This window comes from Clostridium sp. OS1-26 (assembly GCF_030915445.1).
In the GTDB taxonomy this organism is placed as follows: domain Bacteria; phylum Bacillota; class Clostridia; order Clostridiales; family Clostridiaceae; genus Clostridium_AM.
This window is the reverse complement of record NZ_CP133264.1, coordinates 2113582-2128932: the sequence shown is the minus strand read 5'-3', so window position 1 is coordinate 2128932 and position 15351 is coordinate 2113582. Positions and strand designations below refer to the sequence as shown.

At 43.1% G+C, this 15351-nt stretch carries 4 protein-coding genes, 1 tRNA gene and 6 rRNA genes; 2 read left to right on the top strand and 9 right to left on the bottom strand.

From position 1 onward, the window contains the following. Positions 1-16: 16 nt before the first annotated feature. Entirely contained in the window at positions 17-931 is a 915-nt protein-coding gene (locus RCG18_RS10450; protein WP_308041233.1) for a glucosaminidase domain-containing protein, read from the top strand. A gap of 314 nt (positions 932-1245) precedes the next feature. Here RCG18_RS10450 and RCG18_RS10445 read toward each other — a convergent pair whose 3' ends face one another. From RCG18_RS10445 to RCG18_RS10420, 6 genes are all read right to left on the bottom strand, one after another. Then, on the bottom strand, positions 1246-2403 hold the full coding sequence (locus RCG18_RS10445; protein WP_308041232.1) for a CapA family protein: 1158 nt from the start codon (positions 2401-2403) through the stop codon (positions 1246-1248). Positions 2404-2621: 218 nt separating this feature from the next. After that, entirely contained in the window at positions 2622-3470 is an 849-nt protein-coding gene (locus RCG18_RS10440; RefSeq protein WP_308041231.1) for an alpha/beta fold hydrolase, read from the bottom strand. Positions 3471-3584: 114 nt separating this feature from the next. Continuing rightward, positions 3585-3701: ribosomal RNA gene (gene rrf, locus RCG18_RS10435) — 5S ribosomal RNA — on the bottom strand. A 187-nt stretch (positions 3702-3888) separates the two neighbouring features. Next, positions 3889-6783 (bottom strand): 23S ribosomal RNA (locus RCG18_RS10430). A gap of 348 nt (positions 6784-7131) precedes the next feature. Then, positions 7132-8640 (bottom strand): 16S ribosomal RNA (locus tag RCG18_RS10425). A 372-nt stretch (positions 8641-9012) separates the two neighbouring features. Continuing rightward, positions 9013-9088 (bottom strand) — tRNA-Met (locus RCG18_RS10420). A gap of 408 nt (positions 9089-9496) precedes the next feature. Here RCG18_RS10420 and RCG18_RS10415 point away from each other — a divergent pair. Continuing rightward, a complete protein-coding gene (locus tag RCG18_RS10415; protein ID WP_308041230.1) occupies positions 9497-9733 on the top strand; it encodes a hypothetical protein in 237 nt (78 codons plus the stop codon). 425 nt (positions 9734-10158) lie between these two features. On the opposite strand, the gene rrf (RCG18_RS10410) is transcribed toward RCG18_RS10415, so the two are convergent. The 3 genes from rrf (RCG18_RS10410) to RCG18_RS10400 all read right to left on the bottom strand — a co-directional run bounded on the left by rrf (RCG18_RS10410) (position 10159) and on the right by RCG18_RS10400 (position 15182). Continuing rightward, a 5S ribosomal RNA gene (rrf, locus tag RCG18_RS10410) occupies positions 10159-10275 on the bottom strand. 193 nt (positions 10276-10468) lie between these two features. Continuing rightward, positions 10469-13362: ribosomal RNA gene (locus RCG18_RS10405) — 23S ribosomal RNA — on the bottom strand. Positions 13363-13673: 311 nt separating this feature from the next. Then, positions 13674-15182 (bottom strand): 16S ribosomal RNA (locus RCG18_RS10400). Together the 16S, 23S and 5S rRNA genes with 1 tRNA gene alongside form the textbook arrangement of a ribosomal RNA operon. Between the last annotated feature and the right edge of the window lie 169 nt (positions 15183-15351).

Genomic DNA, 15351 nt, shown 5'->3' with positions numbered 1-15351 from the left:
GAAAAAAATTACAATTATGATAGTTTTATTACTTAGTTTACCTATTATCCTAGGAACTTTTATACATCTCACATCAAAAAACAAGCATATTAATTTAAGCGGATTAAATACAAAATTTTATATACAAGTTGCTGATAGCACAAGCAAAGGGAAACTTCAAGTTAATTGGAAGTACCTAGCAGCTATTGATGGAATTAGATATAAGAATGATTTTTCCAAGATAACTAACAGCAATACAAATGAATTAGCTGCTATGTTTTTAGAAAAAAATAGTACAAGCAATAAGGTTAGAAATAGTAACTACAGATTAGTTGATCTAGATGTCGTACTGGAGAAATTATCTTTTGATAAAAAGCAAAAAGAAAGAGTATATACCTATATAGAAGATTTAAAATATACGGGAACTCTAAAGAACAATTTAAAGAATGCTTCCATGCAGCAATTTATCCAGGAGCTATATCCTGAGGCTGCTGAAATATACAATAAGTATGGGGTTCTTCCTTCTGTGACAATTGCCCAAGCTATTTTAGAAAGTGGATGGGGAAAGTCAGAATTAAGCACAAAAGCAAACAATTTGTTTGGAATAAAGGCAGATACTAGTTGGAAGGGAAAAAAAATCAAAATGAATACCTCAGAGTATTATAATCAAAAGATTGTAGATGAATTTCGCGTATATAATAGCAAACAGGATTCCATAAAGGATTACGGAGAGTTCCTAAAAAATAATAAAAGATATAAACAAAGTGGAGTTTTTCAAGCCACACATTATATAGATCAGGCAAATGCTATAGAAAAAGCCGGATACAGCACTGTAGAAAATAGCGATGGACAACAAATTTATTCAGAGCTAGTAATTGATATTATTCAGGAACAGAATCTTCAACTTTTAGATTTTCAGTGTGAAATGAATTACTTTAAGAATAGTAAGTAAACATAAATTTATAATAAAAAAGAAGCATGAGGCACATTTTTTAAGGTCCTCATGCTTTTTTCTCATGTACAGCACCACTTACAGGTACTATGATCGAAATAGAAAAAACTACAGAGAGCCTATCAGAAATGGCAAAAACATTAAGTAAAATAACTTCTGGGTTTAAGGTGTAATTTAAGCAATAAAATGAGAATCCCCACCATATCAGGATTCTCATTCTTTTGATTCTTACGTATTTTAATTTCTGGAACTTACATTTGTCGTTTTGAACTCCACTCTTATCTTATTGCCTATAAATATTATACCGTGTACCTTTAGTTAAATGAATCCGTTATCTTAAATCCTAAATCTGTGGATATATTATTAATTTTCTTTAATACTCTTTCTTTATCATCCCCACTTAGAGGCGTTGGGCAATAATCATTGGTATATTTTACTGAGGAAACACTAAATGGAATAGCTCTTACATCATATTTTATAAATTTATTATTATTAAAAGAAAATTTAGCTTGAAGCACAAAGGTATCTTTATCTGAAGGATTAGAATTTCCTCCAAAACAAAAATTACCTAGACTATAACATATAATTTTATCTTTATACTTCTCTAATCCCTGAACAACATGTGGGTGATGACCAATTATTAAATCTGCTCCTTGATCAACAGCGTAATAAGCAATACTTTTTTGAATAGAATTAGGATAGTATCTGCCTTCTTCCCCCCAATGGAAATTAATCACTACAATGCACCCCTGACTTTTCAGTTCTTCTATATCTTGTTTTAATTTATTCATAAACTTATTACTATTATTCCAGCCTTGGTAGCCTAAAAATCCAAACTTAACTCCTTTTACTTCTTTTATCCACTTATTACCCTCACCAAAATAGTTAATATTGTATTGCTTAAGAGTTTCTATGGTATCGTCAAAACCTTTGTCTAAAAAATCATATATATGATTATTGGATATATTTACGCCTTCAATAGATCCCAAATTTAAAGCTTTTGCAAACTCTGGCTGAGCTTTAAAGGTAAATGTTTTGTCAGCTCTAGTTTTGGCATTAGTAAAAGTAGTTTCTAAATTTACTATAGTTATGTCATCTTTTTCGAAGATTGGAACAGCGTTTTTAAATAAATATGAGTAATCATTATTATGTCTTCTAACCATGGTTGGAAGAGATGTATCCTCATCAAATCTCGGATCAGTTCCAATGGTGCAATCTCCAGCACTACTTAATAAAATCTCTATACTAGAATTAGATTCTTTAAGATTCTTGCTTTCCTTATTACCCTCAGTACTTACGTTTTTAGCTTCTTGTGCTTTAGTATTAGAATACTCTGCTTTTTCTTTATCCTTCATAAAGTTCATGAACTTAACTGTACTAAAAGCTACTATGATGGTTGAAAATAAGCATACTATAGCTATAAAAGTTATGCCTTTTCTCTCTTTTAATCTAATCTTTTTCCTTTTATCCATACTTTCACCGCCTTTTACATGCTTTAAGTCATTTGAACTTAGTTATTAAACTTCTTGTTTACAAAATATAAATTTAAAGTTAATTATTTCTTGTATTCATTATATCAGATATGGCTTTACCAAACATCTACAATAACTCGTTAATAAACACTAAAAATATTTAACTTTACTAATATGTAAAAAACTAGGTCAGGTGAATATGTCGCATATATCTTAGATTAGCACTTTTTTCCCCTTTGCTCTAAAAGCCAGCTTAATACTATTTTCCCAAGACCTATTCTCTTATCTGAAAAAGAATGATCCGCGTTCAAAACTATGTTTTTTAAATCATTGATCTCATGTTTTTGAAGAGTATCTACTAATGATCCATGATGTTCATTTATAGTTGACACATCATCTCTGCTTCCAGCAACCATTAAAATTGAATGGGATTTTAATTTTTCTGCTATATTTCTTAGATTCCACCTTTTTCTATTCTCTACTACATCTACTAAAAATTCTTCTGCTGTGATCCCTTTAAGTGGTGGAATTGAATCCTCCCACTGCGCAGCAGCATCTTTTATTAACTTATTGCTTCCGAAAATCATATCGCCATAAACTCCAATATTAAAACCTGCAAGAGAAGCTACTACTCTTATTTCAGGATGATTTGCGGCGGTCATTAATGCTGTAAATCCACCAACACTGTGGCCGATCAAAATTATTTCTTCTGAATCAACCCTATATGATTTTTTACATTTTTCAGATCTCAAGAAATCAATAGCAGCTTCTGCATCCTCAAGAACATTGCTTATAGAATATGTACCTTCACTCCCCCAACTTCCTCTATAATGAAAAATCATTACATTATACCCAGCTCTTCTGAAAATTTGAGCAAGATCAATGTTTTTTTCATGTCCAGGAAATCCATGAAGCAGTATTATTGTCGCATGAGGCCCTTCACCTTGTGCAATATACAACATACTATTTACGTTATATTCGTTACTACTAAAAGTAAAACATTCTAATGTTGCAGGGTATTTTTCATCTACCTCTAAAGGATCACTACATAAAGCTTCTAAATTCATTTTAAATTCCTCAACTATATTGAAGAAAGCTTAAGAATAAGTGTGAGAACCACAGCTCTGGGCTTTATACAAAAATAAAAAAACACCAAGCATTTGCTTAGTGTCTTTCATATTACCTGGCGACGACCTACTCTTCCACAGGGTCTCCCCTGCAGTACCATTGGCACTATGAAGCTTAACCGTCGTGTTCGGAATGGGAACGGGTGTTACCTTCACGTCATTACCACCAGATCTTCAAAAATTGCTGTAAGCTTCGTATTACTGCGTCAGCTCCCTCCCTGCGGTACTCATTTACAGATCAGTAAACTCTGTTCCTCGTTCAGTCGCTTCCTTGTACTACTCGCTTCTATCAATTTTTAGTTATTACTTTTTGCTTTCAGAAATACTTGTTCTCTGAAAATTGCACAGTGAATTATATTTGGTCAAGCCCTCGACCTATTAGTATCAGTCAGCTGAACATGTTACCATGCTTACACCTCTGACCTATCAACCTTGTGTTCTTCAAGGGGTCTTACTAGCTTACGCTATGGGAAATCTAATCTTGAGGTGGGCTTCACGCTTAGATGCTTTCAGCGTTTATCCCGTCCCGACATAGCTACCCAGCTGTGCTCCTGGCGGAACAACTGGTGCACCAGAGGTCAGTCCATCCCGGTCCTCTCGTACTAAGGACAGCTCCTCTCAAATTTCCTACGCCCGCGACGGATAGGGACCGAACTGTCTCACGACGTTCTGAACCCAGCTCGCGTGCCGCTTTAATGGGCGAACAGCCCAACCCTTGGGACCTACTTCAGCCCCAGGATGCGACGAGCCGACATCGAGGTGCCAAACCTCCCCGTCGATGTGGACTCTTGGGGGAGATCAGCCTGTTATCCCCGAGGTAGCTTTTATCCGTTGAGCGATGGCCCTCCCACGAGGAACCACCGGATCACTAAGCCCGACTTTCGTCCCTGCTCCACTTGTATGTGTCGCAGTCAGGCTCCCTTCTGCCTTTGCACTCTACGAACGATTTCCAACCGTTCTGAGGGAACCTTTGGGCGCCTCCGTTACTTTTTAGGAGGCGACCGCCCCAGTCAAACTGCCCACCTAACAATGTCCCGTGACCAGATTCATGGCCGCCGGTTAGAATCCCAGTACTGTCAGGGTGGTATCCCAAGGATGACTCCATAAGAGCTGACGCCCTTACTTCTCAGTCTCCCACCTATCCTGTACAGACAATACCGAAACTCAATGCTAAGCTACAGTAAAGCTCTACGGGGTCTTTCCGTCCAATCGCGGGTAGCAAGCATCTTCACTTGCACTACAATTTCGCCGGATTTGTTGTCGAGACAGTGCCCAAGTCATTACGCCATTCGTGCGGGTCGGAACTTACCCGACAAGGAATTTCGCTACCTTAGGACCGTTATAGTTACGGCCGCCGTTTACTGGGGCTTAAGTTCACACCTTCGCTTGCGCTAAGTGTTCCCCTTAACCTTCCAGCACCGGGCAGGCGTCAGCCCCTATACATCAGCTTTCGCTTTAGCAGAGACCTGTGTTTTTGCTAAACAGTTGCTTGGGCCTATTCTCTGCGACCTACTTGCGTAGGCACCCCTTATCGCTAACTTACGGGGTCAATTTGCCGAGTTCCTTGACAACAATTCTTCCGCTGGTCTTAGGATTCTCTCCTCACCTACCTGTGTCGGTTTGCGGTACGGGCACCAACTTCCTCCATAGAGACTTTTCTTGGCAGCGTGGAATCAGATACTTCGCCCGAAAGGGCTCCCCATCACACCTCAACATTGACTAAACGGATTTGCCTGTCTAGTCTGTCTAAGTGCTTAGACGCACATCCAATAGTGCGCACATCTTATCCTCCTGCGTCATCCCATTTGTAATAACGTCAGTTGGCGGTATCGGAATATCAACCGATTGTCCATCACCTACGCCTTTCGGCCTCGGCTTAGGTCCCGACTAACCCTGAGCGGACGAGCCTTCCTCAGGAAACCTTAGGTTTTCGACCAATAAGATTCTCACTTATTTCTCGCTACTTATGCCAGCATACTCACTCCTGTACAGTCCACCGCTCCTTTCGGTACGACTTCAATCCATACAGGAAGCTCCTCTACCGCTCTTTCGAGCCCATAGCTTCGGTGGTAAGTTTTAGCCCCGGACATCTTCGGCGCAGGATCTCTCGACTAGTGAGCTATTACGCACTCTTTGAATGAGTGGCTGCTTCTAAGCCAACATCCTAGTTGTCTTAGAAATCCCACATCCTTTTCCACTTAACTTACACTTTGGGACCTTAGCTGATGATCTGGGCTGTTTCCCTTTTGACCACGGATCTTATCATTCGTAGTCTGACTGCTGAGATTCAAGTATATGGCATTCGGAGTTTGATAGGGTTCAGTAACTGTTGTCAGCCCCTAGCCCATTCAGTGCTCTACCTCCATTACTCATTCTCAACGCTAGCCCTAAAGCTATTTCGAGGAGAACCAGCTATCTCCGAGTTCGATTGGAATTTCTCCGCTATCCACAGCTCATCCCATGGTTTTTCAACACCAACGTGGTTCGGTCCTCCACGGAATTTTACTTCCGCTTCAACCTGTCCATGGATAGGTCACCCGGTTTCGGGTCTACGACATGCAACTTATTGCCCTATTCAGACTCGGTTTCCCTTCGGCTGCGCACCTTAAGTGCTTAACCTTGCTACATATCGTAACTCGCTGGCTCGTTCTACAAAAAGCACGTCATCGCACGTAAAAGTGCTTTGACCGGTTGTGGACACACGGTTTCAGGTTCTATTTCACTCCCCTCCCGGGGTTCTTTTCACCTTTCCCTCACGGTACTGCTTCACTATCGGTCACCAGTTAGTATTTAGCCTTGGGAGGTGGTCCTCCCTGCTTCCCACAAGGTTTCACGTGTCTCGTGGTACTCTGGAGCAGATCTAGAGTCTTCTCTTTTCACTTACAGGGCTGTTACCTTCTACGGCGGAGCCTTCCAGCTCTCTTCAATTAAGATACCTCTCCGTTTATGATCTGTCCGCAACCCCAGGAACAAGTTCCTGGTTTGGGCTCTTTCCCTTTCGCTCGCCGCTACTCAGGAAATCGATTTTTCTTTCTCTTCCTCCGGGTACTTAGATGTTTCAGTTCCCCGGGTATATCCCTATAAACCTATGAATTCAGTTTACAGTACACTACGTTAGTAGTGTGGGTTGCCCCATTCGGAAATCTTCGGATCACAGGCTATTTGCGCCTACCCGAAGCTTATCGCAGCTTATCACGTCCTTCTTCGACTACTGGTGCCAAGGCATTCACCATGCGCCCTTTGTAGCTTGACCATTTAATCGAAAATTGCTATAAGCTTCGCAGCCCTTCGTCAAGTCCCTCCCTGTGGTGCTCATTTACCAGTCAGTAAACTCCGCTCCTCGCTCGGGTCTTTCCTCGATTTGCTCGCTTCTATCAATTTTCTTGGTTTCATTCATAAAATCTAGTTCTACTCATGAAACTTAAAAATCTACAAAAGTTCATTACTTATATAATAAGTAGTTTTACCTTTAGCTTTACTTTTATTTATATATCACTGTGCAATTTTCAAAGAACAATTGAAGAATACTATGATCCTTCAAAATTAAACAGAGTGTAAACAAACCTTCAAGATAGAATTACCTATCTTGTCGACTCCTTAGAAAGGAGGTGATCCAGCCGCAGGTTCTCCTACGGCTACCTTGTTACGACTTCACCCCAATCACTAACCCCACCTTCGGCCGCGTCTTCCTTACGGTTAGACTACGGACTTCGGGTGTTGCCAGCTCTCATGGTGTGACGGGCGGTGTGTACAAGGCCCGGGAACGTATTCACCGCGACATGCTGATTCGCGATTACTAGCAACTCCAGCTTCATGTAGGCGAGTTTCAGCCTACAATCCGAACTGAGGGTAATTTTATAGTTTTGCTCCACATCACTGTATTGCTTCTCTTTGTATTACCCATTGTAGCACGTGTGTAGCCCTAGACATAAGGGGCATGATGATTTGACGTCATCCCCACCTTCCTCCCGGTTAACCCGGGCAGTCTCACTAGAGTGCTCAACTTAATGGTAGCAACTAATGATAAGGGTTGCGCTCGTTGCAGGACTTAACCTAACATCTCACGACACGAGCTGACGACAACCATGCACCACCTGTCTTCCTGCCCCGAAGGGCTTCCTCCATTACGAGTAATTCAGGAGATGTCAAGTCTAGGTAAGGTTCTTCGCGTTGCTTCGAATTAAACCACATGCTCCGCTGCTTGTGCGGGCCCCCGTCAATTCCTTTGAGTTTTAATCTTGCGATCGTACTTCCCAGGCGGAGTACTTATTGTGTTAACTGCGGCACAGAAGGGGTCGATACCTCCTACACCTAGTACTCATCGTTTACGGCGTGGACTACCAGGGTATCTAATCCTGTTTGCTACCCACGCTTTCATGCCTCAGCGTCAGTTACGGTCCAGAGAGTCGCCTTCGCCACTGGTGTTCTTCCTAATCTCTACGCATTTCACCGCTACACTAGGAATTCCACTCTCCTCTCCCGCACTCTAGACTTCCAGTTTGAAATGCAGCACCCAAGTTAAGCCCGGGTATTTCACATCTCACTTAAAAATCCGCCTACGCATCCTTTACGCCCAGTAAATCCGGACAACGCTCGCCACCTACGTATTACCGCGGCTGCTGGCACGTAGTTAGCCGTGGCTTCCTCCTTTGGTACCGTCATTATCGTCCCAAAAGACAGAGCTTTACAACCCGAAGGCCTTCATCACTCACGCGGCGTTGCTGCATCAGGCTTTCGCCCATTGTGCAATATTCCCCACTGCTGCCTCCCGTAGGAGTCTGGACCGTGTCTCAGTTCCAATGTGGCCGATCACCCTCTCAGGTCGGCTACGCATCGTCGCCTTGGTGAGCCTTTACCTCACCAACTAGCTAATGCGCCGCGGGTCCATCTCAAAGCGGATTACTCCTTTAATTAGTTCTCCATGCGAAAAACTAATGTTATGCGGTATTAATCTCCCTTTCGGGAGGCTATCCCCCTCTTTGAGGCAGGTTACCCACGTGTTACTCACCCGTCCGCCGCTAATCCACCCCGAAGGGCTTCATCGCTCGACTTGCATGTGTTAGGCACGCCGCCAGCGTTCGTCCTGAGCCAGGATCAAACTCTCAATTTAAAAGTTTGAATGCTCATTACTGTTGTTTTTGACTACTAACAAGTAGTTCAAAAGAATTGCTGGTTTAGTTTACTTAATAAAAGTCATTTTGACTTCTAAACTCTGTTTAATTTTCAAGGATCATGTCGCTCATTTGCGACTGGATTTATATCTTATCATGTTTACCTCAGTTCGTCAACTAGTAATTTATTACCAATTCAACTTCACCAAGTTATCGCTGATTTGCGATTGGATTTACATCTTATCATGCTTGTCTCTATCTGTCAATTAGCAATTTATTCCCAAATTAACAATTACTGAGCTTAATTTTAAGCTATGCATTAGACAGCTTTTAGATAGTATCATACAACCTAATTTGTTGTCAATACTTTTTGGTTGCGGGGGCAGGACTTGAACCTACGACCTTTGGGTTATGAGCCCAACGAGCTACCAGCTGCTCCACCCCGCGATATTGTATTGTGACTATTTCTTGTTTGTGTTGCCGCTCCTTCAAGCGACAAGTGATATTTTATCATGTATGTAGATATAAAAAACCAGTGATACATATCTTCATTTCAAATGATCATCACAATTCTCATTCATTCTTTAGTATGCTCATTATTTAATATAGTGATACGCCTGACTCAGTTTATATGAAAATATTTGATTATAGACAATAATATCCAAGCTAAGATCAGTAGATCTCCCCCTCTATGCCTCTCTCTTTATAACTAAAATTAAGATGTAGAATAACAAAATTATCAGTTTAGAGCGCATTGAAGACGAGTGCGGTCCTGGAAGAAGAACTCTTGTATACGTTGATAACGTAGAATCACCTTTGGTCGCATCCAGAACTGAAACCTCTATTTTTGCAAATATGGTAGAAATACCAAGCGAAAAATTAGAGGCAACTGCAGCTTTAGAACTTTTATATGATATTCGAGATGATATACAACAAATTGGTCCCATGCTCCGAAAGAGTATTAAAAAAGAGGCTGAGTTTGCTTTATCACTTATGAAGTTCATAAACTTAACTGTACTAAAAGCTAGTATGATAGCTGAGAATAAGCCCACTGTAGCTACAAAGATTATGTTTTTTTCTTTTTTAATTTAATCTTTTTTCTTTTATCCACATTTTCACCTACCTTTACATGTTTTAAGTTATCTGAACTTAGTTATTAAATTCCTTGCTTATAATATATGAACTTAAAGTTAATTATTTTTTATATTCATTATATCGGATATAATTTTAACCAACATATACCAATTCTAATTTATGCATTAATCTTTTAATAAGGCTAAATCTATAAAATTTCATAAATTCAATTTAAAACTAAGTTAGAATTGGTTTGATACAATTAATTCTTACTGATATATTAAATTGTGCTCCTAAGTATATAGTGATATATGTAAATATAATTTGTTAGATATACTTCTATATTAATTTTGCAAATTATAAAGTTCTATTATAGATTATGCCTATATTTATTTCCATGCAAATAAAAAAACACCAAGCATTTGCTTAGTGTCTTTCATATTACCTGGCGACGACCTACTCTTCCACAGGGTCTCCCCTGCAGTACCATCGGCACTATGAAGCTTAACCTTCGTGTTCGGAATGGGAACGGGTGTATCCTTCACGTCATTACCACCAGATTTAGGAAAATTGCTATAAGCTTCGCATCTCTTCGTCAAAGCATTCACTGCGGTGCTCATTTACTTACCAGTAAACTCCGCTCCTCACTCATACTTTTCCTCGATCTACTCGCTTCTATCAATTTTGTTGCTACTTTTTGCAACAACAAATTTTCAAATATTTGTTCTCTGAAAATTGCACAGTGAATTATATTTGGTCAAGCCCTCGACCTATTAGTATCAGTCAGCTGAACATGTTACCATGCTTACACCTCTGACCTATCAACCTTGTGTTCTTCAAGGGGTCTTACTAGCTTACGCTATGGGAAATCTAATCTTGAGGTGGGCTTCACGCTTAGATGCTTTCAGCGTTTATCCCGTCCCGACATAGCTACCCAGCTGTGCTCCTGGCGGAACAACTGGTGCACCAGAGGTCAGTCCATCCCGGTCCTCTCGTACTAAGGACAGCTCCTCTCAAATTTCCTACGCCCGCGACGGATAGGGACCGAACTGTCTCACGACGTTCTGAACCCAGCTCGCGTGCCGCTTTAATGGGCGAACAGCCCAACCCTTGGGACCTACTTCAGCCCCAGGATGCGACGAGCCGACATCGAGGTGCCAAACCTCCCCGTCGATGTGGACTCTTGGGGGAGATCAGCCTGTTATCCCCGAGGTAGCTTTTATCCGTTGAGCGATGGCCCTCCCACGAGGAACCACCGGATCACTAAGCCCGACTTTCGTCCCTGCTCCACTTGTATGTGTCGCAGTCAGGCTCCCTTCTGCCTTTGCACTCTACGAACGATTTCCAACCGTTCTGAGGGAACCTTTGGGCGCCTCCGTTACTTTTTAGGAGGCGACCGCCCCAGTCAAACTGCCCACCTAACAATGTCCCGTGACCAGATTCATGGCCGCCGGTTAGAATCCCAGTACTGTCAGGGTGGTATCCCAAGGATGACTCCATAAGAGCTGACGCCCTTACTTCTCAGTCTCCCACCTATCCTGTACAGACAATACCGAAACTCAATGCTAAGCTACAGTAAAGCTCTACGGGGTCTTTCCGTCCAATCGCGGGTAGCAAGCATCTTCACTTGCACTACAATTTCGCCGGATTTGTTGTCGAGACAGTGCCCAAGTCATTACGCCATTCGTGCGGGTCGGAACTTACCCGACAAGGAATTTCGCTACCTTAGGACCGTTATAGTTACGGCCGCCGTTTACTGGGGCTTAAGTTCACACCTTCGCTTGCGCTAAGTGTTCCCCTTAACCTTCCAGCACCGGGCAGGCGTCAGCCCCTATACATCAGCTTTCGCTTTAGCAGAGACCTGTGTTTTTGCTAAACAGTTGCTTGGGCCTATTCTCTGCGACCTACTTGCGTAGGCACCCCTTATCGCTAACTTACGGGGTCAATTTGCCGAGTTCCTTGACAACAATTCTTCCGCTGGTCTTAGGATTCTCTCCTCACCTACCTGTGTCGGTTTGCGGTACGGGCACCAACTTCCTCCATAGAGACTTTTCTTGACAGCGTGGAATCAGATACTTCGCCCGAAAGGGCTCCCCATCACGCCTCAGCTAATACAGGCGGATTTGCCTATCCTGTATACCTAAACGCTTAGACGCACATCCAATAGTGCGCACATCTTATCCTCCTGCGTCATCCCATTTGTAATAACGTCAGTTGGCGGTATCGGAATATCAACCGATTGTCCATCACCTACGCCTTTCGGCCTCGGCTTAGGTCCCGACTAACCCTGAGCGGACGAGCCTTCCTCAGGAAACCTTAGGTTTTCGACCAATAAGATTCTCACTTATTTCTCGCTACTTATGCCAGCATACTCACTCCTGTACAGTCCACCGCTCCTTTCGGTACGACTTCAATCCATACAGGAAGCTCCTCTACCGCTCTTTCGAGCCCATAGCTTCGGTGGTAAGTTTTAGCCCCGGACATCTTCGGCGCAGGATCTCTCGACTAGTGAGCTATTACGCACTCTTTGAATGAGTGGCTGCTTCTAAGCCAACATCCTAGTTGTCTTAGAAATCCCACATCCTTTTCCACTTAACTTACACTTTGGGACCTTAGCTGATGATCTGGGCTGTTTCCCTTTTGACCACGGATCTTATCATTCGTAGTCTGACTGCTGAGATTCAAGTATATGGCATTCGGAGTTTGATAGGGTTCAGTAACTGTTGTCAGCCCCTAGCCCATTCAGTGCTCTACCTCCATTACTCATTCTCAACGCTAGCCCTAAAGCTATTTCGAGGAGAACCAGCTATCTCCGAGTTCGATTGGAATTTCTCCGCTATCCACAGCTCATCCCATGGTTTTTCAACACCAACGTGGTTCGGTCCTCCACGGAATTTTACTTCCGCTTCAACCTGTCCATGGATAGGTCACCCGGTTTCGGGTCTACGACATGCAACTTATTGCCCTATTCAGACTCGGTTTCCCTTCGGCTGCGCACCTTAAGTGCTTAACCTTGCTACATATCGTAACTCGCTGGCTCGTTCTACAAAAAGCACGTCATCGCACGTAAAAGTGCTTTGACCGGTTGTGGACACACGGTTTCAGGTTCTATTTCACTCCCCTCCCGGGGTTCTTTTCACCTTTCCCTCACGGTACTGCTTCACTATCGGTCACCAGTTAGTATTTAGCCTTGGGAGGTGGTCCTCCCTGCTTCCCACAAGGTTTCACGTGTCTCGTGGTACTCTGGAGCAGATCTAGAGTCTTCTCTTTTCACTTACAGGGCTGTTACCTTCTACGGCGGAGCCTTCCAGCTCTCTTCAATTAAGATACCTCTCCGTTTATGATCTGTCCGCAACCCCAGGAACAAGTTCCTGGTTTGGGCTCTTTCCCTTTCGCTCGCCGCTACTCAGGAAATCGATTTTTCTTTCTCTTCCTCCGGGTACTTAGATGTTTCAGTTCCCCGGGTATATCCCTATAAACCTATGAATTCAGTTTACAGTACACTACGTTAGTAGTGTGGGTTGCCCCATTCGGAAATCTTCGGATCACAGGCTATTTGCGCCTACCCGAAGCTTATCGCAGCTTATCACGTCCTTCTTCGACTACTGGTGCCAAGGCATTCACCATGCGCCCTTTGTAGCTTGACCATCTAAATTAATATTACCTTCGCATTACTGCGTCAGCTTCCCTCACTGCGGTGCTCATTTACCTTAAAGTAAACTCCGCTCCTCATTCGGTTGCTTCCTTGTTCTGCTCGCTACTATTAATTTATATTAATTCTTAAATCTACAAAGGTTACTTACTTATATAATAAGTAGTTTTACCTTCAGCTTTACTTTTATTTATATATCACTGTGCAATTTTCAAAGAACAATTGAAGAATACTATGATCCTTCAAAATTAAACAGAGTGTAAACAAACCTTCAAGATAGAATTACCTATCTTGTCGACTCCTTAGAAAGGAGGTGATCCAGCCGCAGGTTCTCCTACGGCTACCTTGTTACGACTTCACCCCAATCACTAACCCCACCTTCGGCCGCGTCTTCCTTACGGTTAGACTACGGACTTCGGGTGTTGCCAGCTCTCATGGTGTGACGGGCGGTGTGTACAAGGCCCGGGAACGTATTCACCGCGACATGCTGATTCGCGATTACTAGCAACTCCAGCTTCATGTAGGCGAGTTTCAGCCTACAATCCGAACTGAGGGTAATTTTATAGTTTTGCTCCACATCACTGTATTGCTTCTCTTTGTATTACCCATTGTAGCACGTGTGTAGCCCTAGACATAAGGGGCATGATGATTTGACGTCATCCCCACCTTCCTCCCGGTTAACCCGGGCAGTCTCACTAGAGTGCTCAACTTAATGGTAGCAACTAATGATAAGGGTTGCGCTCGTTGCAGGACTTAACCTAACATCTCACGACACGAGCTGACGACAACCATGCACCACCTGTCTTCCTGCCCCGAAGGGCTTCCTCCATTACGAGTAATTCAGGAGATGTCAAGTCTAGGTAAGGTTCTTCGCGTTGCTTCGAATTAAACCACATGCTCCGCTGCTTGTGCGGGCCCCCGTCAATTCCTTTGAGTTTTAATCTTGCGATCGTACTTCCCAGGCGGAGTACTTATTGTGTTAACTGCGGCACAGAAGGAGTCGATACCTCCTACACCTAGTACTCATCGTTTACGGCGTGGACTACCAGGGTATCTAATCCTGTTTGCTACCCACGCTTTCATGCCTCAGCGTCAGTTACGGTCCAGAGAGTCGCCTTCGCCACTGGTGTTCTTCCTAATCTCTACGCATTTCACCGCTACACTAGGAATTCCACTCTCCTCTCCCGCACTCTAGACTTCCAGTTTGAAATGCAGCACCCAAGTTAAGCCCGGGTATTTCACATCTCACTTAAAAATCCGCCTACGCATCCTTTACGCCCAGTAAATCCGGACAACGCTCGCCACCTACGTATTACCGCGGCTGCTGGCACGTAGTTAGCCGTGGCTTCCTCCTTTGGTACCGTCATTATCGTCCCAAAAGACAGAGCTTTACAACCCGAAGGCCTTCATCACTCACGCGGCGTTGCTGCATCAGGCTTTCGCCCATTGTGCAATATTCCCCACTGCTGCCTCCCGTAGGAGTCTGGACCGTGTCTCAGTTCCAATGTGGCCGATCACCCTCTCAGGTCGGCTACGCATCGTCGCCTTGGTGAGCCTTTACCTCACCAACTAGCTAATGCGCCGCGGGTCCATCTCAAAGCGGATTACTCCTTTAATTAGTTCTCCATGCGAAAAACTAATGTTATGCGGTATTAATCTCCCTTTCGGGAGGCTATCCCCCTCTTTGAGGCAGGTTACCCACGTGTTACTCACCCGTCCGCCGCTAATCCACCCCGAAGGGTTTCATCGCTCGACTTGCATGTGTTAGGCACGCCGCCAGCGTTCGTCCTGAGCCAGGATCAAACTCTCAATTTAAAAGTTTGAATGCTCATTACTGTTGTTTTTGACTACTAACAAGTAGTTCAAAAGAATTGCTGGTTTAGTTTACTTAATAAAAATCATCTTGATTTTTAACCTCTGTTTAATTTTCAAGGATCATCTGTCGTTCAAGACAGCTTATACATTTTCTCATACTTACTTAACT